Genomic DNA, 22,419 nt, shown 5'->3' on the forward strand with positions numbered 1-22,419 from the left:
TAGTAGTCGCAATCGTTTCGATGATTCCCGGCACGTCGTACGTTACCAACCCCTACTCAGCTTTATACTGTCGTCTCGACTACCAGTGGGTGAGGTGACGACGACGTGCCATCACGCATCCCCACGAGCGCGCTTCTCCCCGGCCAGGGGACCCAGTCGCGCGACCGATATCCGGTCGTAGACCCGCGGTCCCCTGCCCGGATCGCGCGCGTCGTCGTTCCCGCCGTCCGGTGGGCGATCTGACGCAGTTCGTCCCCGACGGACCCGTCCCGATCCCGACTTCTTCGGGCTCGTACGCTCGGATACAGTGGATACGGCGACGTGGCTCGTATCGCCCCGCTGACGCACGACGCAACCCCTCCACAGACGATGTACGTTCCAACCCCGAACACGGACCACCGACCGTATCGCCACCCACCCACCCTCGGTATGATGCTGCCGTTCGCCGCCCTGCCGCTGGCTGTGCTGTTCGCGGCGGCGTTCCCGACGGCCACCGCCGGCTTGCTCGTCGGCGTGGCGACGGGGATGGCGCTGGGGCGATAGCTCCCTCCCCCGCTCAGTCGACCCAGCGCAGCACACTCGCCGCCCACGTGTAGCCCGTCCCCGCGGCGAGGAACAGAACCACGTCGCCGTCCTCGACCAACCCGCGATCCAGCCCTTCGTCGAGTGCGAGCACCTGATCGACGCTCTGGACGTGCCCGTACCCGTCGAGGTAGTGGTGGCCGTCGCCGACGCCCAGTTCGTCGGTGAGGTAGTCGTGGAACGAGCGCTTCATGTGGGTGAGCGCGACGAAGTCGATATCCTCGCGGGTCAACCCCGCCTCGGCGAGCGCGTCGTCGGCGACTTCGAGGAAGTTCGCGAGGCTCACCTCGCCCAGCCGTTCCTTCATCCCCTCGGGGTCCGGCACCGTCAGCCTGTGGAGCCCCTCGTCGACGGTCGCCGGGCTGGGCGGGCGCTCGGAACCGCCGGCGGGCATGATCACGTCCCGGGAGAACGAGCCGTCGGTCTTCGCGGCGTGGCCGTGGACGGTCGCCCGCGCGCGGTCGCCGGCGTCGCGTTCGAGGACGGTCGCACACGCGCCCGACCCGAAGTTGAACATGAAGGAGGCGTCGGCGTCCGTGTAGTCCACGAGGTCCTCCTCGCGGCTGGCGCCCACGAGCAGCGCGGTGTCCACATCTCCCGTCCGGATCTGTGCGGCCACCTGCCGGAACGCGATCGGCTGGCCGGCACACAGCGAGTAGCTCTCGGTCGCGAACGCGTTCTCGGCGCCGAGGCGCTCGGCGATGTCCGCCGCCGCCGACCAGACGACGTGGTCCTTGTACTCCGAGCCGTGGTACAGCACCAGATCGACCGCGCTCGCGTCGACGCCGGCGTCGGCGAGCGCCTCGCGGGCCGCGGCCACGCCCATGTCGGTGACGTGGTCGCCGTCGGGCGGACAGACGTGTTTCCCGGCGACGCCCATCTTCTCGACGACCACCGACTCGGGGACGCCCGAGCGGTCGGCGATCGCCTCGCCGGTGATCGTTTCCTGCGGTACGTCGCGCCCGTAGCCAGTGAGTGAGACGGTCATAGCGTTGTCGTCGAAAGGGAGCCTCGACCGATCAGTCGCGCCGGTAGCGGTCGAGGTAGTCGGGGAGCTGTTTCGCGACCGTGCCGCCGAGGCGGTCACGGACGGTGCCGAGCAGGCCGTTCGGGACGTAGAGCACGAACAGCACGAAGATCACGCCGACGTAGAGGCTGGCGTGGCCGTTGAGGAACGTCTCGATGGCGCCGCCGACGGTGAGGCCGCCGACGAGGTCGGCCTCGATCACGCTCGCCGGGAGGTGGTCCCGGAGGTACGGCAGCAACCCGCCGCCGGAGCCGCGTTTCGAGAGGAACTCCCGGACGGTCTCGTCGAACAGTCGGCCGTACAGCGGCCCGGCCAGCGTGCCGAAGCCGCCGATGATCGACGCCAACAGCGCGTCGCCGGTCACGAGGAAGTACATCGAGCTGTCGGGCGCGACCGAGCGGCCGTAGCCGCCGCTCAGTCCGCCCGCGACCGCGGCGAAGAACCCGCTGATCGCGAACGCCGCGAGCTTGAACTGGAACGGCTCGTAGCCGACCGCCTCGGCGCGCTCCTCGTTCTCCCGGATCGCCAGCAGCACCGTGCCGAACGGGGAGTGGATCAGGCGCTGCATCGCGAGGTAGCAGACGAGCACCACCAGCCCGACCATGTAGTACGACACCTCCGTCCCGGAGAGCGAGACGAACAGGAACTCCACGGTGTCGCCCGTCAGTCGGCCGATCTCGAGGTTGAGCGCGTCGATCCACGGGATCCCGACGTCGAACCCGTCGGGGTGGACGTCCGTCGACACCGCGGCGCCGTCCTTCGGGTTCTCGCTCACGTAGTCCCAGCCGCGGACGAACACGTACGCGACCTGGGCGAAGCCGAGGGTGATCATCGCGAAGTACACCCCCGAGAGCCGGAAGGAGAGCGCGCCGATGGCCAGCGCGATGGCGACCGCCAGCAGCCCCGCCAGCAGCAGCATGAGCATGAACGGCGTCCCCGGCGCGAGCAGCGGCACCTGTCCGTTGGCCGCGAGCACGACGAAGTACGCGCCCGTGCCGTAGAAGATCGCGTGGCCGAAGGAGAGGTAGCCGGTGTAGCCCGAGACGAAGTCGAACGACATCGCGAACAGGCCGAAGTAGAACACCCCGACCATCGTGTCGACCCGCGGCAGCAGCGTCTCGGCCTCGGTGCCCAGCGGCGACGCCACGAGCAGCGCGTAGACGAACGGGTACAGCGCCAGCGCCGCGACCACGAGCGCGTGCGCGGTGTGCTCGCGAAGGTAGCGACGCCACCACTCGGTCCCGCTGGTGGCCGCGAGCGTGTCGCTCTCCGGGACGGTCGGATCGGCCTCGTCGGGCGGATGGGCGCCCCCCTCGTGCGCGTCGTTTTCCCTGGGCGGGTCGACAGGGTCGCTAATGGCCCCCCACCTCCTCGACGCCGAACAGTCCCTGCGGCCGTACGATCAGCGTCAGTACCAGTACGAGGAAGATCATCATCTCTGGGAGCCCGGTGAAGGTGATCGCGTTCTGGAACCACCACGTCATCGTCGCGTCGACCAGGCCGACGAGCCCCGCCGCGACGACGGTGCCACGGAACGTGCCGAGGCCGCCGACGATCACGACGACGAACGCGGGCAGCAGCGTCTCGTGGGCCAGCGGGAGGCTCGCGCCCCAGACGGGGTCCCACATCAGCAGCATGCCGGCGACGCCGGCGACCGCGGAGCCGAGCGCGAACACGGTGGTGAACACGCGGTTCACGTCGATCCCCAGCGCGGCGGTCATCTCGTCGTCCTCGCTGCCGGCCCGGACCACCATCCCGTAGCGGGTCCGGGTGAGGAACAGCCAGACGGCGCCGATGGTGACGACGCCGAAGACGATCTGGAACAGCGCGAGGGGTGCGACCGTGAGCCCGGCGACCTCCAGGTTCTCGGCCATGAAGCCGGGCTTGGTGCCCAGCGCGTCCCGCCAGTCGGTGATCGGCTGGAGCCCGTAGAACGCGACGACGATGCGGGCCCCCTCGTCGAGTACGAGCGCCAGCCCGAACGTCAGCAGGATCTGGTAGATCGGCGGCCGGTCGTAGAGCTGGCGGATCAGCCCCACCTCGACGGCGCCGCCCAGCGCGCCGATGGCGGCGAAGACGACCAGCGTCCCGACGAGGAAGAAGAGCACGCGGGCGAGGTCGCCCGTCGCGCTCCCGACCAGCACCACCATCACCAGCCCGCCGAGGTAGGCGCCGAGCATGGTGAACGAGCCGTGGGCGAAGTTGAGCACGCCGAGCAGCCCGAACACGAGCGTCAGGCCGCTGGCGATCATCGCGTACAGCGCGGCCTTCGAGAGCCCGTTCAGGAGCACCTCCGACAGCGTCCCCGGCCGGAAGAACTCCCCCAGCGCGTCGACGAACAGCGGTGCGAGTACGGTCCCCGTCATGCCGAGAGGTGCCTCCTGAGCCGTTCCGAGTCGGTCGACACCTCGTCGGCGTCGCCGCTGTCGACGACGACGCCGTGGTCCAGTACGTAGAAGCGGTCCGCCAAGTCGAGCGCCATGGGGAGGTTCTGCTCGACGAGCAGGATCGTGGTCTCGCCGGCCACCGCCTCGAGCGCGTCGTGGACGGCCTCGACGATCAGCGGCGCCAGCCCCTCGCTGGGCTCGTCGACAAGCAGCAGATCGTTCTCACCCACGAGCCCGCGGGCGATGGCGAGCATCTGCTGTTGCCCGCCGGAGAGGTCGCCGGCGTCGCGGTCGCGGATCTCCTCGAGGTCGGGGAACGCGTCCCACGCGAGTTCGAGCCCCGCCTCGACGTCCGAGCCCTTCGGGACGGCGATGCGGACGTTCTCCTCGACGGTGAGCTGGCTGAACATCCGGCGGTCCTCCGGGATCCACCCCACGCCGGCGTCGGCGACCTCGTGGGTCTCCTTGCCGACCAGCTCCTCGCCCCGGTAGCGGATCGACCCTTCGCGGGGCGGGGTGAGCTGGAGGATGCTCCGCAGCGTGGTGGTCTTGCCGACGCCGTTGCGACCCATCAGCGCGACCACCTCGCCCTCCTCGATCTCGAGGTCGACGCCCTCGAGGATGTGGCTCTCGCCGTAGTACGTCTCGACGCCGTCGAGTTCGAGCAGGCTCACGGCTCGGCCCCCTCGCCGGCATCCGTTCCGTCGTCCGCACTGTCGCCCGTCGTCGCCCCACTGGTCGTGGGTGCCTCCCTGCCGTCCTCGCCGTAGCCGCCGAGATACGCCCGCTGGACCGCGGGATCGTCCTGCACGGCCTCGGGCTCGTCGTCGGCGATGACGGCGCCCTGGTTCAGCACGACGATCCGATCGGAGACGTTCATCACGATGTCCATGTTGTGCTCGACCAGCAACACCGCGTGGTCGCGGGCCACGTCGACGATCAGGTCGATGATGTCGTCGACGCTCTCGCTGGAGACGCCGGCGTTCGGCTCGTCGAGCAGCAACACGTCGGGGTCGCCCGCGAGCGCGATGCCGACCTCGAGTTGGCGCTTCTCGCCGTGGGAGAGCGCGCTCGCGGGGCGATCGGCCAGCGCGTCGAGCCCCACGCGGTCGAGGATGCGGTAGGCCTCCTCGACGTGTTCCTCGAACGCGGCGGCGTTCCGCCACCCCTTCCAGTCGTTCGGGCCGGCCGCCTGCGCGGCCACGCGGACGTTCTCCAGCACGGTCCGTTCGGGGAAGACGTTCGTGATCTGGTAGGATCGGTGGACCCCCGCCTGCGCGACCTCGGCCGGGGAGGCGTCGGTGAGCGGTTCCCACTCGCCGTCCCGGCGGAGTTCGATACTGCCGGCGGTGGGTTCGAGCGCACCGGTCAGGAGGTCGAAGAACGTCGTCTTGCCGGCGCCGTTGGGGCCGATCAGCGAGCAGAGTTCCCCGTCACGAAGCTGGAAGTCGACGCTGTCGACGGCGGTGAGCCCGCCGAAGCGTTTGGTCAGTCCGGCGGTGCGGAGCATCTAGAGCGAGCAGTTCATCCCCGGCGCGTCGGCGGGGATCGTGGTCTCGTCCTTCCCGATCGTCGCGAGCGGCTCGCCGGGCTGGATCGCGGCCTGCCAGCTGTCGCTCCACTCGTCGCTGGTGGGTGCGAGGTCCGCGACAGTCATCGCCGATCGGGCCTGGTTGTTGTACTCCTGGAACGTGTACCCGTCCTCGCCTTTCGGCGTGTCCGTCACGGTCATCCCACGGAGCGCCTCGGCCACGTCGCTGCCGCTCGTGGAACCGGCGGACTGGACGGCCTGGACGATCGCGGAGGCGGCGGTGAACGTCCCCGAGGAGAAGAGGTCGGGCACGGTGCCGTAGGCGTCGGTGTAGCTCTCGACGAAGGAGCTGTTGATGTCGTTGTCGTACTGGTTCCAGTGGTAGCGAGTCGTGAACGGTCCGAGCCCGGAGTTGTCGATCTTCTCCTGTGTCAGGGGCTCCCCCAGCGCCTGCTGGAGCGTCTGGCCCACGACCGCGTTGGTGATACGGGTCGCGAGGCCGCCGAACACCGAGTAGCTGTAGTCGCCCTGCAGGTAGGAGGTGAACATGGCGGGCAGCGTCGCGACGGTGAAACCGCCGACCACGCCGTCGGCGCCGGCCTCCTCGGCGTTGTCGAGCAGCCCCTCCCACTCGCTGTACCCCTGCGGGACGAAGCGCTTGCCGGCGATCTCGACGCCGTTGTTCGACAGCACCTGCTCGTAGTTGTTGACGACCGCGCGGCCGAAGGAGTAGTCGGCGCCGAACAGGTACACCGAGGAGATGTCGGTCTCCTGGGCGACGTACTTCCCGCCCGAGCGGGCGTCCATCGCGGTGTTCTCGGAGGCCCGGAACACGATGTCCGAACAGGTCCCCTCGTTCGAGGAGATCCCGGCCGACGCCGCGGGGCCGGCCATGAACGGCACGTCGGCGGTGTCGACGACCGTGTCGATCACCCGGCCGGCCGCGCCCGAGGACGCGGTGCCGAACAGCATGTCCACGCTCTCGTTCTCGACGAGGTCCGTCGCCGCCGACTGCGCGGTGTCCGCGCTGAACTGCGTGTCACGTACCAGCAGTTCGTAGTCGGTGTCGCCGGCGGTGACGGTGTAGCTCCCCGTGGTCGACTCCTCGACGGGGTCGGTGTCGCCCTTGTAGGCGAGCCCGGAGAAGAACCCCCAGAGCGCCTGTTTCCCGTAGTAACCGAGGTCGCCCGATACCGGCTGGAGCACGCCGATCTTCATCGACCCGCCGCCCCCTCCGAGTGCGTCTGTACAACCTGCGAGTCCGGCGACGCCGGCCGCGCCGGTCGCTCGAAGCATTCCGCGTCGGGATAGCTTTCGCGCCATATCCTCATCGTGAGACACTCTCTCCCTATGGATGGGTGGGTTAACATGTGAATAATCCGGCCGTGGGCGGCCCTCCGGGCGCTACTCCAGGTCCCCCAGGGCGTCGACGACCCGCTCGATCAGCTTCCGCTCGGCCCGTCGGAGGTTCTTCGAAGCTGCGGGCTTGGAGACGTCGAACTCGTCGGCGAGATCGCCCAACGTCGCGTCACGTGGGCTCTCGAAGTAGCCGCCCTCCACCGCGGTTTCGAGCGTCTCGCGCTCGGTCTCCGAGAGCTCCCGGCAGCCGTCGATCAGCGTCATCGCGGCACCCGCGTTGCTCATCAGTTCGGAGACCTCCGGGATGCTGGTGTCCTCACGGGAGAGGACGGAGAAGTCGTTGTTGCGTTCCAACCCCGCGAGCGCGCCGTCGGCGAGCCCGTCGTTGTCGAACCCGACGTGCCACGTCTCGCGGCCGTCCTCGATGTAGAACGGGCCGGTGACGTAGCCGTCGTTCTGGCGGATCGTGCGCATCGCGCTCGTCTCCTCGATCGTGGTCCGTATCCGCGCGGCGCCGTCGCGCTTGGCCAGCAGGTCGAACCCCTGCATCCCCCGGTGGTCACGGAGCTCCGACAGCCCCTGATCGAGTTCGTGGCGGTCGGGCGCCTCCACGACCATCCGGGTCTCGAGCTCCCCGGCCGCGGGGTTGAACTCCCAGTACGACGCCGCGAAGCTCAGCTCGGCGTCGTCGGTCGTGTCGATGAAGGGGCAGTCGTACTGCCGCATATCGAGTGCGATGTCGATCATGGGGGGTGGGACTGCACTGTCATGAACGATCCGCCTATATCGTGTTAAGGGTTTCCGTGGGGCATTCAAGTCCGGTACGGGTTCACACCTGAACCCTCCCTTATTGGGTCGTCCGGCAACTCCCGTCGGCCATGTCGGACGACTCCATCCCGGGTGCGGACGGGCCGGACCTCACCGCCGCGAACGTACTCGACGTCGACGACGACCGCTACGCCGCCGGTTCGGTCGCACTGGTCACCGGCGCGGCCTCGGGGATCGGCCGGGCCACCGCCGTCGCGCTCGCGGTCAACGGCTGTACCGTCGCCGCGACCGACGTGGACGCCGACGGGCTCGCCGGGACGGTCGACCGCGCGGCCGAGCTCGACGCCGACGGGACGGTCCACCCGATCGAGGGCGACCTGACCGACGACGGCGATATCGAGGACGTCGTCGACACGGCTGCCGAGTACGGGGATCTACGGTTCCTGGCCAACGTCGCCGGCCTCCAGCACGTCGCGCCGATCGAGGAGTTCCCGGCCGAGCAGTACGACCTGATGCAGGAGGTGATGCTCCGGGCGCCCACGCTCCTGTCCAAGCACGCCGTCCCCCACATCCGCGAGGCCGGCGGCGGCGCCGTCGGCAACATGGCGTCGGTCCACGGCCACTACACCACGAGCGACAAGGTGGCGTACAACGTCTGCAAGTTCGGGGTCCGCGGCCTCACCCAGTCGCTGGCCGCCGAGGGCGACGGCACCGTCCGGGCGTTCTCGGTGTCGACGGGCTACGTCTCGACGCCGCTGGTGACGGCCCAGATCCCCGACACGGCCGAACAGCGCGGCCTGACCGAGCAGGAGGTGGTCGAGGACGTGATGCTGGGCCAGTCCCGAACCGAGCGGATGATGAGCCCCGTCGAGGTGGCGAACCTGTTCGTCTTCGGCTTCTCCCGACACGCGAAACACCTCAACGGCGGGGATCTGCTGTTCGACGGCGGGATGACGAACACCTACGAGTAGCCCGCCGCGGGCGGTACTCGGCCGGTCCCGAACCGCTCACTCCCCGAACCGGTCGTCGACCGCGCCGCGGTCGATCTTCGAGGGGCCGGAGGTCGGCATCTCGTCGACGAACGCGAGCGCCTTCGGGTGCTTGAACCGTGCCAGCCGACCGTCGAGGAAGTCGTTCAGCTCCTCGAGCGTCAGTGACTCGTCGCCGACGACGACGGCCTTCCCCACTTCGCCCCACGTCTCGTCGGGGATCGGCACCACGACCGCCTCCTCGACCTTCGCGTGGTCGGTGAGGGCGTTCTCGACGGCGGCGGGGTAGACGTTCTCGCCGCCGGAGACGAACATGTTCTTTTTGCGACCCTCGATGTAGTAGTACCCCTCGTCGTCGACGCGGACGAGGTCACCCGTCGAGACCCAGCCGTCGTCGGCGTCGCCCGTCGGCCCGAACGTCCCGCGCGTCTCGGACTCGTTCCCCCAGTAGCGGTCGGCGGCGTGGGGCGAGGCGAGTTCGAGTTCGCCGACCTCGCCCCGGTCGACCACCTCGCCGGCGTCGTCGACGACCCGGGCGTCGACGTGCATCGCCGGCACGCCGACGCTGTCAGCCTTCTCTCGGGGCCAGCCCTCCGGCATGGTGAAGTTGTTCGGGCCGCACTCGGTCAGCCCGTACCCCTGCGAGAGGTCGACGCCGCGGTCCCACCACGTCCGGAGCACCGCGTCGCGACAGGGGCCGCCGCCGGATTTCGCGAACCGCAGCGACGACAGGTCGGTGTCGGCCCAGTCGTCGTGTTCGGTCATCATCCGCAGGACGGCGGGCACCGCGACGAGCACCGTCGCGCCCGTGCGTTCGACCAGGTCCAGCACCTCCGCGGGGTCGAACTCCCGGGCGATCACCACCTCGCCGCCCATGTGGAACAGCGGGAGGGTGAGCACGTTCCAGCCGCCGGTGTGGAACATCGGGAACACCATCGGCGTGGTGTCGTCCTCGCGCAGCCCCCACGCCGTGATGGTGTTGAACGAGTTCCAGAGCAGCCCGCCGTGGGTCAGCACCGTCTCCTTCGGGGTCCCGGTCGAGCCGCCGGTGTGGAGAAGGAGGGCGGGGTCGTCCATCGAGAGGTCGGCCGTCTCGACTGGCGAGTCGTCGTCGGGGCGCTCGTCGAGGAGGGAGGGGTGGTCGACCGCCCGCTCGCCCTCGGCCGGCAGCGACCGGACCGTCGTCGCCACGTCGACGTGATCGAGCGCGTCGTCGACGGCGTCGGCGAACGGCGCTTCGACGACCAGCAGTTCGGGGTCCACGTTCCCGAGCAGCTCGCCCAGTTCCCGCGCCGCGAGTCGGTGCGAGAGCGGCGCGAGCACGCCGCCGGTCTTCCCGCAGGCGAAGAAGAGGTCGACCAGCGCCGGGCGGTTCCGCGAGACAACCGCGACGCGCTCGCCGTCGTCCACGCCGTGTTCGCGGAGCAGGCGCGCGGTCCGGTTCGCCCGGGCGTCGAGGTCGGCGTACGTGAACTCCCGCCCCGTGGTGTCGTCGACGAGGCCGACGCGGTCGGGGGAGAGCTCGGTGCGCTTCTCGCTCCAGGCGCCCACCCAGTCGTAGGGGCGCGAGCTGTGGCTGTGGACCGGCGTGAACTCGCTACCGGGCATGTGCATCGAGGAACGTCCGGAGTCGGTCGGCCACGGCGTCGGGCTGTTCGACGAAGAAGAGGTGCGGGCCGCCCTCGAACAGTTCGAGTTCGGCGTGCGGGAGTCGCTCCGCGAGCGCGTGGGCGTTCTCGACGGGGAGCACCTCGTCGTCGGTGCCGTGCATGATCAGCGTCGGCACGGAAAGCTCGTCGAGTTCGTCGCTGGCGTCGAACGCCTGTACCGCGGCGGCCTGCGCGGTCCGGCCGGCTTCGCTGGCGTCGGAGTCGAGCCGCCAGTCCACGATCCGCTCGACGAGGTCGGGGTGTTCCTCGGCGAAACCGTCGGAGATCGCGGGCGTCATCTTGTACCGGATCGCCTCGCGCTCGTCGGCGTCCTCCGGCACGTCGAACATGAACGCCTGCGTCTCCTCGGGAACCGGGACGGCGTCCTCGCCGCCGTGGGAGGTACACAGCAGCGCGAGCGACCGGGCGCGGTCGTCGTCCAGCGCGAAGCGCTGGGCGATCATCCCGCCCATGCTGGCGCCGACGACGTGGGCCTCCTCGACGCCGGCGTCGTCGAGGACGGCCGCCAGGTCGCCGGCCATCTCCGCGATGGTGTAGGGTCCCTCCGGACAGTCCGAGTCCCCGGTCCCGCGGTTGTCGAAGACGATGGTGTCGTAGGTCTCCGAGAGCGGGTCGCGTTGGAACTGCCACATCCACGTCCCGTAGCCCAGGCCCTCCACGAAGACGACCGTCGGCGCCGACTTCGGCCCCTCCCGGTCGTAGGAGAGCGCCACGTCGCCGTTGTGCGCGGTTGGCATACCCCTACCGTGTTTCGCCCCGTCTATCAAGGGCCGTATTCACATGTGAACCGGGGAGGCTACGGTGCCGCCGTGACTGGATCAGGATATGCCTGTCGCGGCCGCCGGCGACGACGCCGAGGTAGCGCGCGAAGTGACCCGAGAGACCATCGACCGGTACGCCGATCTCACCGGCGACGAGAACCGGCTCCACACCGACGAGGCGTACGCCGCCGAGGGGTTCTTCGGCGGCGTCGTCGCCCACGGGATGCTGGGGGCGGGGCTGATCAGCGCCGCGCTCGCGGCGCTGCCGGGCGATATCGTCTACCTCTCCCAGGACCTCGATTTCGAGGCGCCGGTCAGACCCGGCGACACGGTCCGGGCGACCGTCGAGGTCGTCGAGGAGCTGGGGGACGACCGCGTGCGCGTCGAGACGGTGGCCGAGGTCGTCGACGACGCGACCACCGTGATCGACGGCGAGGCGGTCGTGCTCTCGGTCCCGCACGGGGAGTAAGCCGTCTCAGGGCCGGCGGAACGCGCGCAGTTCCGCGGCGACTACGGCCGCCGGAACGCGCGCAGCGTGTCCCGGCGTTTGCTCGATTCCGAGAGCAGTTGGGCGAACCCCCGATCCTCGAAGATCGCCTTCCAGTCGCGGTGGTACAGCGGGAACTCGTCGTTGACGTACGAGACCTCGGCGTCCTCGCGGGCCCCCGCGCCCCGGGCGGACTCGTTCTCGACGGTGATCAGCAGGTCGCCCGTCACCCGGGCCACCTGGTCGAACACCGTCTCCGCCTCGTCGGGGTGGATGTGCTGGAGCGTCTCGACGGAGTAGACCGCGTCGAAGGCGCGGTCGTCGAACTCGGGCAGGATCTCCCTGGCGTCGCCGACGTGGAACTCGGCGTCGGCAGCGAGGTCGGGGTACTCCTCCCGCAGCACGTCGATCGCGTCCGCGTTGATCTCGATCCCGTGGAGGCTCTCGAAGCCGCCGTCGTGGAGGTGGGCGAGGTGGCGCCCGGAGCTACAGCCGATCTCCAGGACGCGCGCCGAGGGGTCGAGGAAGTGCTCCAGCAGGTCGCGGACCGACTCGCTGGCCTCGTTGGGGCCCTTGTGGGCGTAGTACGTCGGGGAGAACTCGCCGGTTCGCTCGGCCCACTCCTCGCGCACGTCCTCTGGGTTCACTGCCCCCAGGTCGTGGACGGGCGAGTAAAGACCCGTCGGCCCGGGCCCGGGGTCGGTTCCGGAACTCGCCGGTCGAAACCCGCGGTTCTCGCGAGAACGGACCGAAGGGGTTAACATCCATCGGCAGGTTTGTAGGAACGTAATGGCGACTGGTACGGTTGATTTCTTCAACGACACGGGCGGTTACGGATTCATCGAGACTGAGGACGCGGACGACGACGTGTTCTTCCACATGGAAGACGTCGGCGGTCCCGACCTGGAGGAGGGCCAGGAGGTCGAGTTCGACATCGAACAGGCCGATAAGGGCCCCCGCGCGACGAACCTGACCCGCCTGTAAGTCGGATTCGGTTCTTCGCAGCGCAGTAACTATTCGGGCGTCCGCACGCGCGGACCCCTGAACTCACACGTTCGAGCGGCGGCGCTACCGACCCGCGGTTTCTCGCTGCTCGCGTTCCCAACCACGGAGCGTCGGCTATCCGCAACCGCCTTAGGCCGCGCCGCGCAACCCCGAGCCATGCAACCACGATCGATCGCGGACCTCTCGACGGCCGAGCGCCGGGCGTTCTTCGATCGGGACGCCGGCGTCGAGAGCGCCCGCGAGGACGTTCGCGAGATTCTGCCCCGGGTGCGCGAGGAGGGTGACGTCGCGCTCCGGGAGTTCTCTTCGGAGTTCGACGGCGTGGAAGTCGCCAACGTCGACGTGACCGCCGAGGCCGAGCGCGCCGTCGACGAGGTGGACGACGACACCCTCGAGGCCATCCGTGACGCCATCGGGAACGTCCGGGCGTTCCACGAGCGACAGCTCCCCGAGGACTGGCGCGAGGAGTTCGAGGGCCGCGAACTGGGCCGCCGGTTCCGGCCGATCGACCGCGTCGGCGTCTACGTCCCCGGCGGTACCGCGGCCTACCCCTCGAGTGCGATCATGGGCGTCGTGCCCGCGAAGGTCGCGGGCGTCGATCACGTCGCCGTCGCCACGCCGCCCGCGGAGGAGATCAACCCGGTCACGCTGGCGGCGATCCACGAGGCCGGCGCCGACGCGGTCTACTCCGTGGGGGGCGCACAGGCCATCGGTGCGCTCGCGTACGGCACCGAGACCGTCGACGCCGTCCAGAAGGTCGTCGGCCCGGGCAACCCCTGGGTCACTGCCGCGAAGGCCGAGGTCCGGGGCGAAGTCGAGATCGACTTCCTCGCGGGGCCGAGCGAGATCCTCGTCCTGGCTGACGACACTGCCGATCCCGAGTACGTCGCGGCCGACCTGCTCGCGCAGGCCGAACACGACCCCGAGGCCAGCGCCGTCGCCGTCACCGACGACGAGGCACTGGCCGAGGCGATCGTCGCCGAAGTGGACCGACAGGCGAGCGATCGCGAGCGCGAGGAGATCATCCGCGGCGCGCTGGACAACGACGCCTCGGGCGTGCTGGTCGCGCGCTCGATGCCCGAGGCGGTGCTGTTCACCGAGGAGTACGCCGCCGAGCACCTCTCGATCCAGGCCGAGAACGACGAGGCGCTGCTCGACCGCGTCGACAACGCCGGCAGCGTGTTCCTCGGCGGGTACGCGCCCGTCGCCGCCGGCGACTACGGCACCGGGACGAACCACGTGCTCCCGACCGGCGGCGGCGCGAAGGTCCACGGCGGCCTCTCGGTCGACGAGTTCCTGCGCTCCTCGACGGTCCAGCGACTCGACCGCGACGCGCTCGACGACCTCGCGCCGACGGTCACCACGCTGGCCGAGGCTGAGGGGCTGGAGGCCCACGCCGAGAGCGTCCGGGTGCGGCTGCGTGAGGAGGACGCCGACGGCGAGGGGTCGGACGCGTCCGGCGACGGCACCGAGGATGCCGGCCACGCCGGGGACACGTAGATGCCCCGGCCCGCGGCACCCACGTTCGCCGACGCCTGCGAGCGGCTCCTTCGGAACCCGGAAGGAGATCACTCGCTGTACACCTCGCTCGCCCCCGTCTTCGACCGCCTGACCGACGAGGAGCGCGTCGCCGGCGACTTCGAGGCCGTCCGGGCGTTCGCCCCCGAGTCCGGCGACGCGCTCGAACTCGGCTGTGGCGTCGGCGCGCTCCTCGCTCACCTGACCGACCGCTTCGACCGCGCGCTGGGCGTCGACGGCCACCACGACCTGCTCAGGTTCACGGCCCACCGCGCGCCGGCGGCCGAGGTCACGGTCGGCGACCCGCTACAGCCGCCGACCGAGACGGCGTTCGACGCCGTCGTCGCGATGGCCGGGCCGGCGGCGCCGCCGGCCGTCGACGATCCCGCGGCGCTGATCGAGACCGCAGCCGACCGACTCGCACCCGAGGGGACCTTCCTCCTGCGGGCGGTCACGGACGCGGGAGCGGTCCGCGACGCCGTCGAGTCCGTCGGCGTACTCACCGGCAGCGGCTACCGGCTCGAACGCTCGGTGACGGACCTGCCGGCCGACGGCGGCGTCGGCCTCCGGATGGGCTACCGCGCGACCGACGAGTCGAGCGGCGACGCCGCGACGACGAGCGAGACGGTCCAGGTCCCGGTCCACGACGCCGAATCGCTTCGAGCGGCCGCCGAGGGCGCCGGGCTGTCCGACGTGCGACTGCTCGGCGGGGGCGCGACGACGCTGCTGGTCGCGCGGAACTGAGTGCTGGAACGTCGCCGACGGTCGGGTTTGAAAACGCGCTCGCGGGAACGGCTCAGTCGTCCGTCCCTGACTTCTCGTCGTTCCCGCCGTCCGCGTCGCGCTCGGAGATCCGGACGGTGTCGATCCGGGTGCCGTCGACGCCCGTCACCTCGGCGACGTAGCCGTCGATATCGACGCTGTCGCCGCGCTCGGGGGCACGGTCGAGCTGGCTGAGGATCAGCCCCGCGATGGTCTCGACGGCGTCGTGGTCGCGGTCGGTCCCGAGCGCGTCGTTGACCGCGGAGATGGTGACGCCGCCGTCCACGTCGAACTCGCCGGCGTCGCCTTGGCGGATCGAGTGCTCGCGGTCCGCGGCGTCGAACTCGTCCCGGAGGTCGCCGACGACGGCTTCGACCACGTCCTCGACGGTGGCCATCCCCTCGAAGGCGCCCCACTCGTCGATGACGGCGGCCATCTGTTGGCTGTCGGCCTGGAACTGCAACAGGAGGTCGTTGATCGTCGTCGTCTCGGGCACGACGAGCACCTCCCGTGCGATGTCGGCGGCCGTCGTCCCCTCGTCACGGTCGGCCTCGCTCGCCCGAAGCACGTCTTTCACGTCGACGAACCCGACGACCTGCGTCGAGTCTTCGGCCGCGACGACGGGATAGCGGGTGTGCTCCCACTCGAAGACGGTCTCTCGCAGTTCGGGGAGCGTGGCGTCGGCCGGCACGCTGATCACGTCCGGCAGCGGCACCATCACCTCCCGCACGGCGGTGTCGTCGAGTTCGAACACGCGCTCGATCATCGCGACCTCCGCCACGTCGACGTCGCCTTCCTCGCCGGAGCGCGCCAGCACGCGGCGGATCTCTCGCTCCCCCAGCGTCTCGTCGGACTCCGAGGCCGGCGCGACGCCGAGCAGATTCGTGAACGCGTTGGCCGCGCCGTTGAAGACGACGATGCCGGGGTAGAGCACGTAGTAGCACAGCTTCATCGGCGGCGCGAGCAGCAGCGAGAGGCGTTCGGTCCGGGCGATGGCGAACGTCTTCGGCGCGAGCTCGCCGAACACGACGTGGAGGAACGTGATGATGGAGAAGCCGATCGCGATGGCGACGAGGTGGACCATTCCCGGCGGCAGTAGAGAGCCCAGAACGGGCTCGAGTAGCGACGCGATGGCGGGTTCGCCGGCCCACCCCAGCCCCAGCGAGGCGAGGGTGATGCCGAGTTGGGTGGTCGCCAGGTAGTTGTCGAGGTCGGTCATCACGTCCTGGAGCGCCCCCGCGCCGGTACGGCCCTCGTCGACGAGCTGTTCGACCGAGGTGGCGCGAACCCTGACGAAGGCGAACTCCGCGGCGACGAAGAAGCCGTTCACCGCGACCAGTACCAGTGCGACGGCGAGCCGGCCCAGCGACAGCGCGAGGTCTACCATCGTTCGCCCGGACCGACGATGTTCGTGTGCGAGTCCATACGGATATCTCCGGCGCGTCGGACAAAAAGGGTCGTGTGCGGGCGGCGTCGACGGCCGTCGGCGATACCGGGAGGGTTTTTCCGCCGCCACCCCCGTCTTCCCAGTATGTACCACGTCGTCGGCGGCGGTATCGCCGGACTCGCGGCCGCGTACAGCCTCCAACAGCGCGGCCACGAGGTGGAGATCTTCGAGGGTAGCAGCGACCTCGGCGGCCTCGCCGCGAGCTACGAGACCGCCGGCGACCCGATCGAGAAGTTCTACCACCACCTCTCGAAGTCCGAGGAGACGATCGTCCGCCTCGCGGACGAACTCGGCGCGGGCAGCCGGATCGAGTGGCTGGTCGGGGAGAACGCCTACCACATCGAGGGGGAGACGTACCCGATGGACACGCCGTGGCAGATCCTCGCGTTCCCCCACTGGAGCGTCTACGACAAGTTCCGGCTCGGGATGCTCACGCTGGACATCGACGTGCGCGGCGGGATCCCCTCGTTCGACACCTACGAGCGGCTCGAGGACTTCGAGGACCAGTCGGCCGTCGAGTTCGCGAAGGAACACACCACCGAGAACGTCTACGACACGTTCTTCGAGCCGCTGCTCGACGCGAAGTTTGGCGACCGGAAGGAGGACGTGAGCGCGGCGTGGCTGCTCGCCCGCATCAAGTTCCGCGGCGAGCGCGACCTGCTCCGCGGCGAGATCCTCGGCTACCCGAAGGGCGGGTTCGAGGCACTCCTCGACCCCCTGGTCGAGTCGGTGGGCCGCGATACGGTCCGGACCGAGACCCGCGTCACCGGCCTCGGGATCGAGAACGGGGAAGTCACGACCGTCACCACGGAGACCGCCGGCGAGACGACCACCCACGACACCGACGGCGTCGTCGTCGCGACGATGCCGAACGTGCTCGAGGAGCTCGCGGGTTACACCTGCGAGATCGACTTCCAGGGCGCCGTCTGTGCGGTGGTGACGATGGACCGACCGCTGACGGACACCTACTGGCTCAACATCGCCGACGAGGCCCCCTTCGGCGCGCTGATCGAGCACACGAACTTCGTCCCCCCGGCGCGCTACGGCGGCGACCACCTGCTCTACGTCGCCTCCTACGTCCAGAGCGACGAGGAGTGGCTGGCGACGGCCGACGACGACGAGATCGAGGACCGCTGGCTCGACGCCATCGCCGGAATGTTCCCCGATTTCGACCGGGACCACGTCGAGCAGTTCCGCCTCGCGAAGGCGCCGCGGGCGGCGCCGATCTACGAGCGGGGGTACCTCGACATGGTTGTTCCCTACGACCTGCAGGACGACGTGGCGGACGGGCTCTACTACGCCGGGATGGCGAGCGAGGCCCAGTACCCGGAGCGCTCCCTCGACGGCGGCATCGTCGCCGGCTTCGAGTGCGCGAAGCGGATCGACCGGAAGGCGGACTGACTGGGGGCCGGAACTCGAGTAGAAGAGCGGGACCTGCCTCCCCGTGACCTAATGTACCGTGACGGGCCTCGGGGGTGTGAATTCGTCCGCCGTAGCCGTCGTCGCGGCGCTCACCGACTTGCGGCTCCCGTTCGCTCCCTCTCAGGGACTGCCGAGCGACGTGCGACCTTACTCAGTTCATCGACTCCTGGATCTCGTCGCCCCGGTCACCGGCGACGACGCCGTCCCCGGTCTCGACGTACACGTCGTCGGCGAACCCCTCCGCGGCGTGGGGGTGCTCCGGATCGTCGAGTTTCCCCGGCGTCGAGGGCGCGTCGGGGATCTCGCGGTCGCGGAACTCCCCCAGCGGCTCGTCGATGGTGATGTCGTGGGCCTCGAAGAACTCGGCGTAGCGGTCGTAGTGCTCCGCCACCTCGTCGACCGGGAACTCCATCATCTCCGTCCAGCCGTGGTTGTAGAAGTCGAAGTTCGCCTGCAGGTGGGTGATCTCGCGGGCCTCGGCCTCGGGGTAGCCGGCCGAGAGCGCGGCGAGGTAGGTCGCCATCGTGCAGTCGAAGAAGGCCTCCATGTGGGGCTCGCGCTCCTCGCGGGCGCCCTCCTCGGCGCGGTCGCCGAACACGTCGACGTGGAGATCGACCAGTTTCTCGTTCATCTTCTCCCCGACGACCGGCATGGTCAGCGCCTGCTTCGCCGCGAAGTGGCGAACGTTCTGGCGGAGCTTCATCGATCGAACGTCGCGGCGCGACGGCCTTCAACCCTCCGAGAGTGCGAGATGTGGGTACGGTTCCCCTACCGAAAACCGTATGGCAACCCACATTAACCCCCACTGCCAAACTGGTGGCCATGAGCGAATCGTTCGTGATCATCGGCGATGGGGTCGCTGGGAGTTCGGCGGCGGAGACGTTACGGGAGAACGCTCCGGACGCCGACATCACGGTCATCACCGACGAGGGGGAAGCTCTCTACAACCGCATCCTGATCAAGGAGTTCGCGAAGGGGAAGCTCCCCGAAGCCCCAATCTCCATCCACGACGAGGAGTGGTACGCCGAGCGGGACATCGACCTCCGGCTCAACACGCTCGTCGTCGACATCGACACCGACGGCCACTCCGTCACGAGCCACCAGGGCGACACCTACGAGTACGACAAACTCCTGATCGCCACCGGCGGGACGCCCGCGCAGCTCCCGGTCGACAACTCCGACGCCGAGGGCGTCCACCACTTCTGGACGTTCGAGGACGCCCGGGGTATCAAGGCCGACGTGGAGGCGGCCGACACCGGCGTCATCGTCGGCGCGGGGCTACTGGGCATCGACTTCGCGGCCATCTGTGGCGCGCAGGACGTCGACGCCAACTACCTGATGCGGGGCAACGCGTGGTGGCGCTACGCGCTGAGCGAGGACGGTGCCGAGATCATCCACGACGCGCTGCGGGAGCGGGGTGTCACGCCCGTCTTCGACTCCGGCGTCGACCACTTCGAGGTCGACGACGACGGCCACGTCGACAGCGCGATCGACCCCAACGGCGAGGAGTACGACGCCGACTTCGTCGGGGTCGCGATCGGGCTGGACATCAACACCGAGATCCTCCGCGGGACCGGCCTGGAGTACGACGGCCAGGGAATCGTCGTCGACGAGTACATGCGGACCAACCTCGACGACGTGTACGCGGCGGGGGACTGCACCAAGTTCGACGACCTAATCCTGGGCGAGCAGGCCCAGAACGGCGCGTGGGGCTCGGCGAAGGCCCAGGGCGAGTGCGCGGCGAAGAACATGCTCGACTACGGCGACGACGAGTTCCGCTGGGTCTCCTCGTACTCGATCACGCACTTCGACTTCCCGTTCCTCTCCTTCGGTCACCCGACGATGGGCGACGACAGCGTCGAGCGGAAGTACTCCGACACGGAGTGGCGCCGCCTGGCGCTCAAGGACGGCCGCATCGTCGGCGGCGTCCTGATCGGCGACCTCGCGCCCCAGTCGGCGTACAAGCAGCTGATGCGTGAGGGCACCCACGTCGGCAACGAGAAGGAGACGCTGGTCGAGAAGTCCTTCAGCGTCGACGATCTGGAAGCCCCCGTCGCGGACGACTGATCCTCACGGTGAGGGCTACCGTGACGGACGACTGATACACCGATCGCGGATCGCGACCGCGAGCGACCTCCGTGTCGCCCGTCGGAGCCTTTGCCGTGATCGCGTCGCAACGCTATTCCTTCCGTCACGGCGACGACTTCTCCGGCGAACGACTGCCTGCCAACTCGCGCGCTGACGACACCGAAGTCGTTTTGCGGAGACCGCCCCCAGTGCGGGTATGGACTCCGGCGGCTCCTCCGACATGACGCTCGCGTTCGAACTGGACGCGCTGAAGTCGCTCGTCGACCCCAACGCGGTGTTCAACGACGCCCGCGGGTGGACGAGCTACGTCGGCGTGGTGAGCGACAAACCCACCTACGTCGTCACCAACTTCACGCGAAAGGAGCGCATCCGACAGGACTTCTTCTCGGGCCCCCGCGGCGTCGAGGAGAGCCTGGAGAACGTGAAACGCCAGTTCGACACCGAGCGCCACGTGTTCGTCGGTACCGACGAGGCGCACCGCGAGCAGGCGGAGGCGACCGGCTGGGAGTACCTCCCGCTCGACGACGCCGCCGAGGCGGCGGGGTGGGAGCGGGCCGAGGAGGGGGACGAGACCGACCACTTCGAGGAAGGCGAGCAGCGCGACGACTGGCCATAGCCAGCCACGGCTCACGAACTGGAGCGACCTCCGTGTCGCTCCCACGAGCCTGTGCCGTGGCTGTGCCGTAGCCAATCACGGCTCTCGACCGACGCCGACGACGGTCGGCGTCTGGGAGACTTGCCGTGGCTTGGTCGTAGCTAACGACCGCTCGCGGCACTCCTTACACGCGCGTGCGCCGCGCGCGTGCCGCTTTCAACAACACTAATCGCCCCGGGGGACAGAGTGCTGGTAATGAGTCACCAGCTTCCGGACGTGCAGGCCGACGAGCCCGACGTGACCGTGGGGCTGAGTCAGGTCGGCGTCACCGGAGTCGAGAAGCTCGTCGAACTCGAGGGCGACGACCGACCGTACGTGCTGACCGCGGAGTTCTCCGTCTACGTCGACCTCCCCAGCCGTCGCAAGGGGATCGACATGAGCCGGAACATGGAGGTCATCGACGAGGTGCTCGAGGACGCCGTCGACGGGGAGACCGACCGCGTCGAGGCGCTCTGTGGCGAGGCGGCCGAGCGCCTGCTGGCCAAACACGAGTACACCACCACCGCCGAAGTGCAGATGGAGGCGGAGTGGATGCTCAAGGAGGAGACGCCCGCAAGCGGCCGGCCCACCCAGAGCACCGTCGACATCATCGCCTCCGCGACCGCCACCGAGGAGGGGATCGAGGAGGAGATCGGCTGCCGCGTCACGGGGATGACGGTCTGTCCCTGCTCGCAGGGGATGTCCGAGTCCCGTGCCCGAGACACGCTCGCGGAGCTGGGCGTCGACGACGAGACCGCCGAGGCGTTCCTCGACGAGGTGCCCCAGCCCGGCCACTCCCAGCGCGGCCACGCGACGCTGACGGTCACCCAGGACACCGAGCCCGAGGTCGACCTGATGGAGCTGATCGAGATCGCGCGGGACAGCATGAGCGCCCGGATCTACAACATGGCCAAGCGCCCGGACGAGGACCACATGACCTACGCGGCTCACGCGAACGCGAAGTTCGTCGAGGACTGCGTGCGCTCGCTGGCCGAGGGGGTCGTCGACGCCTACCCCGACCTCGACGACGAGGCGGTCATCCACGTGAAGCAGGAGAACGACGAGTCGATCCACCAGCACGACGCCGTCGCCGAGCGCGAGGTCGCGATGGCGCGGCTCCGCGAGGAGCTCGCGGCCTAATCCGTCGTCAACGGCTCCGCGTCGTCCCACCGCGGGTCGAACGTCTCCCGAACGTCGGCGGTGAACGCCCGATCCTTCAGGTCGAGCATCGCGAACGGGTCACGCGGCGTCAGCGGGTTGGGGATCTCGATGCACGCCTCCACGCCGTCGATCAGGTGGAACGAGCCGCTGACCTGCTCGGTCGTGCGCACCTCGAAGGCCGGGTGGTCGGCCAGTTCCTTCTCGTAGCGTTTCAACACCGTGTTCGGCAGCGTCTCGATCAGCTCCGGGCCGAGCAGCACGTCGACCTCGGCGCCCCGTTCGAGCGCGCGCTGGAGCGCCGCCGCCACCTCGTCGCCGTACTCGCCCACGTCGAACTGCGGGGTCGGGCCGCCCGCGACGGTGATCACGTGCTCGCTGGCGGTGTCGAGACGCTCCAGCAGGAGATCGGCGCTCTCCTCGGGGCCGACGACGGCGGTCCAGAACCCCTCCTCGGTGGGGACGCCGGCCTCGAGGTCGCCCTCCAGTTCGTCGACGGCGGCCTCGTACTGGGACTCCTGCTCCGATAACTCGTCGCGTTTGGCCTCCAGCAGGCGGTCCAGCGCGGCCTCGGGCTCGACGGCGACGTACTTCTTGGGCCGGCTCGCGGCCTGACTCCGTGCCAGCCCCCGCCGTTCCAGATCCTTCAGCACGTCGTACACCCGGCCCATGGGGACGTCACTGGACTTCGAGAGCTCCTTCGCCGTACTGGGAGAGTCGTCCAGCAGCGCCCGGTAGGCCCGGGCTTCGTACTCCGAGAGCCCGAGATCACGCAAGCTTGCCATGACCACCTCTCACACGCCGGTACCTCAAAAACTCACCGG

The 22,419-nt window shown here is 69.4% G+C and carries 23 protein-coding genes; 10 read left to right on the forward strand and 13 right to left on the reverse strand.

What is annotated here, in order from left to right:
• The first annotated feature begins 369 nt into the window (after window positions 1–369).
• A complete protein-coding gene (locus tag BMZ83_RS16665) occupies window positions 370–543 on the forward strand; it encodes a hypothetical protein (RefSeq protein WP_166623236.1) in 174 nt (57 codons plus the stop codon).
• Between the two features lie 13 nt (window positions 544–556).
• On the opposite strand, the gene BMZ83_RS00125 is transcribed toward BMZ83_RS16665, so the two are convergent.
• From BMZ83_RS00125 to BMZ83_RS00155, 7 genes are all read right to left on the reverse strand, one after another.
• Window positions 557–1,570, reverse strand: a complete 1,014-nt coding sequence (locus tag BMZ83_RS00125) for a 3-oxoacyl-ACP synthase (protein ID WP_074874387.1) — start codon at window positions 1,568–1,570, stop codon at window positions 557–559.
• 31 nt (window positions 1,571–1,601) lie between these two features.
• Window positions 1,602–2,801, reverse strand: coding sequence for a branched-chain amino acid ABC transporter permease (locus BMZ83_RS00130; RefSeq protein ID WP_177191568.1), 1,200 nt, complete (start codon window positions 2,799–2,801; stop codon window positions 1,602–1,604).
• Between the two features lie 160 nt (window positions 2,802–2,961).
• Window positions 2,962–3,975, reverse strand: coding sequence for a branched-chain amino acid ABC transporter permease (locus BMZ83_RS00135; protein WP_074874389.1), 1,014 nt, complete (start codon window positions 3,973–3,975; stop codon window positions 2,962–2,964).
• Entirely contained in the window at window positions 3,972–4,670 is a 699-nt protein-coding gene (locus BMZ83_RS00140; RefSeq protein ID WP_074874390.1) for an ABC transporter ATP-binding protein, read from the reverse strand. The genes BMZ83_RS00135 and BMZ83_RS00140 overlap by 4 nt, the downstream gene beginning before the upstream one ends.
• Window positions 4,667–5,506: an ABC transporter ATP-binding protein gene (locus tag BMZ83_RS00145; protein WP_074874392.1), complete on the reverse strand. Its 840-nt coding sequence runs from the start codon at window positions 5,504–5,506 to the stop codon at window positions 4,667–4,669. Before BMZ83_RS00145 ends, BMZ83_RS00140 begins: the two co-directional genes overlap by 4 nt.
• Window positions 5,507–6,850, reverse strand: a complete 1,344-nt coding sequence (locus tag BMZ83_RS00150) for an ABC transporter substrate-binding protein (protein ID WP_074874394.1) — start codon at window positions 6,848–6,850, stop codon at window positions 5,507–5,509.
• A gap of 81 nt (window positions 6,851–6,931) precedes the next feature.
• Window positions 6,932–7,633, reverse strand: a complete 702-nt coding sequence (locus BMZ83_RS00155; protein WP_074874396.1) for a helix-turn-helix domain-containing protein — start codon at window positions 7,631–7,633, stop codon at window positions 6,932–6,934.
• Window positions 7,634–7,764: 131 nt separating this feature from the next.
• On the opposite strand from BMZ83_RS00155, the gene BMZ83_RS00160 reads away from it, so the two are divergent.
• Window positions 7,765–8,625, forward strand: a complete 861-nt coding sequence (locus BMZ83_RS00160; protein ID WP_074874397.1) for an SDR family oxidoreductase — start codon at window positions 7,765–7,767, stop codon at window positions 8,623–8,625.
• A 36-nt stretch (window positions 8,626–8,661) separates the two neighbouring features.
• On the opposite strand, the gene BMZ83_RS00165 is transcribed toward BMZ83_RS00160, so the two are convergent.
• A complete protein-coding gene (locus BMZ83_RS00165; RefSeq protein WP_074874399.1) occupies window positions 8,662–10,251 on the reverse strand; it encodes an AMP-binding protein in 1,590 nt (529 codons plus the stop codon).
• Window positions 10,241–11,050: an alpha/beta fold hydrolase gene (locus tag BMZ83_RS00170; RefSeq protein ID WP_074874401.1), complete on the reverse strand. Its 810-nt coding sequence runs from the start codon at window positions 11,048–11,050 to the stop codon at window positions 10,241–10,243. Before BMZ83_RS00170 ends, BMZ83_RS00165 begins: the two co-directional genes overlap by 11 nt.
• 88 nt (window positions 11,051–11,138) lie before the next feature.
• Between BMZ83_RS00170 and BMZ83_RS00175 the strand changes: the two genes are divergently transcribed.
• Window positions 11,139–11,543: a MaoC family dehydratase gene (locus BMZ83_RS00175; RefSeq protein WP_074874403.1), complete on the forward strand. Its 405-nt coding sequence runs from the start codon at window positions 11,139–11,141 to the stop codon at window positions 11,541–11,543.
• A gap of 41 nt (window positions 11,544–11,584) precedes the next feature.
• On the opposite strand, the gene BMZ83_RS00180 is transcribed toward BMZ83_RS00175, so the two are convergent.
• A complete protein-coding gene (locus tag BMZ83_RS00180; protein WP_074874405.1) occupies window positions 11,585–12,208 on the reverse strand; it encodes a class I SAM-dependent methyltransferase in 624 nt (207 codons plus the stop codon).
• A gap of 142 nt (window positions 12,209–12,350) precedes the next feature.
• Here BMZ83_RS00180 and BMZ83_RS00185 point away from each other — a divergent pair, with 142 nt between their 5' ends.
• From BMZ83_RS00185 to BMZ83_RS00195, 3 genes are all read left to right on the forward strand, one after another.
• Window positions 12,351–12,545 (forward strand): cold-shock protein, encoded by a 195-nt coding sequence (locus BMZ83_RS00185; protein ID WP_049980416.1) that lies wholly within the window; start codon window positions 12,351–12,353, stop codon window positions 12,543–12,545.
• Window positions 12,546–12,722: 177 nt separating this feature from the next.
• Window positions 12,723–14,066 (forward strand): histidinol dehydrogenase, encoded by a 1,344-nt coding sequence (gene hisD / locus BMZ83_RS00190; protein ID WP_074874407.1) that lies wholly within the window; start codon window positions 12,723–12,725, stop codon window positions 14,064–14,066.
• Window positions 14,067–14,828, forward strand: a complete 762-nt coding sequence (locus BMZ83_RS00195) for a class I SAM-dependent methyltransferase (protein WP_074874409.1) — start codon at window positions 14,067–14,069, stop codon at window positions 14,826–14,828.
• Window positions 14,829–14,880: 52 nt separating this feature from the next.
• On the opposite strand, the gene BMZ83_RS00200 is transcribed toward BMZ83_RS00195, so the two are convergent.
• The gene (locus tag BMZ83_RS00200; protein ID WP_074874411.1) at window positions 14,881–16,233 is read right to left on the reverse strand and encodes a hemolysin family protein; all 1,353 of its coding nucleotides are present in this window, start codon (window positions 16,231–16,233) and stop codon (window positions 14,881–14,883) included.
• Window positions 16,234–16,377: 144 nt separating this feature from the next.
• Here BMZ83_RS00200 and BMZ83_RS00205 point away from each other — a divergent pair, with 144 nt between their 5' ends.
• Window positions 16,378–17,694, forward strand: coding sequence for an NAD(P)/FAD-dependent oxidoreductase (locus BMZ83_RS00205; protein WP_074874413.1), 1,317 nt, complete (start codon window positions 16,378–16,380; stop codon window positions 17,692–17,694).
• Window positions 17,695–17,866: 172 nt separating this feature from the next.
• Here BMZ83_RS00205 and BMZ83_RS00210 read toward each other — a convergent pair whose 3' ends face one another.
• Entirely contained in the window at window positions 17,867–18,418 is a 552-nt protein-coding gene (locus BMZ83_RS00210; RefSeq protein ID WP_074874414.1) for a DUF6149 family protein, read from the reverse strand.
• Window positions 18,419–18,537: 119 nt separating this feature from the next.
• On the opposite strand from BMZ83_RS00210, the gene BMZ83_RS00215 reads away from it, so the two are divergent.
• From BMZ83_RS00215 to mptA, 3 genes are all read left to right on the forward strand, one after another.
• Complete coding sequence (locus BMZ83_RS00215; RefSeq protein WP_074874416.1) at window positions 18,538–19,782, forward strand: NAD(P)/FAD-dependent oxidoreductase; 1,245 nt, start codon at window positions 18,538–18,540, stop codon at window positions 19,780–19,782.
• Window positions 19,783–19,999: 217 nt separating this feature from the next.
• Complete coding sequence (locus tag BMZ83_RS00220) at window positions 20,000–20,419, forward strand: DUF7124 domain-containing protein (RefSeq protein WP_074874418.1); 420 nt, start codon at window positions 20,000–20,002, stop codon at window positions 20,417–20,419.
• Window positions 20,420–20,653: 234 nt separating this feature from the next.
• Window positions 20,654–21,577 (forward strand): GTP cyclohydrolase MptA, encoded by a 924-nt coding sequence (mptA, locus tag BMZ83_RS00225; RefSeq protein ID WP_074874420.1) that lies wholly within the window; start codon window positions 20,654–20,656, stop codon window positions 21,575–21,577.
• On the opposite strand, the gene BMZ83_RS00230 is transcribed toward mptA, so the two are convergent.
• A complete protein-coding gene (locus tag BMZ83_RS00230) occupies window positions 21,574–22,380 on the reverse strand; it encodes a TrmB family transcriptional regulator (RefSeq protein WP_074874422.1) in 807 nt (268 codons plus the stop codon). The genes mptA and BMZ83_RS00230 overlap by 4 nt on opposite strands.
• Window positions 22,381–22,419: the final 39 nt, after the last annotated feature.

The organism is Halolamina pelagica (assembly GCF_900115675.1).
GTDB classification, from domain to species: Archaea; Halobacteriota; Halobacteria; order Halobacteriales; family Haloferacaceae; genus Halolamina; species Halolamina pelagica.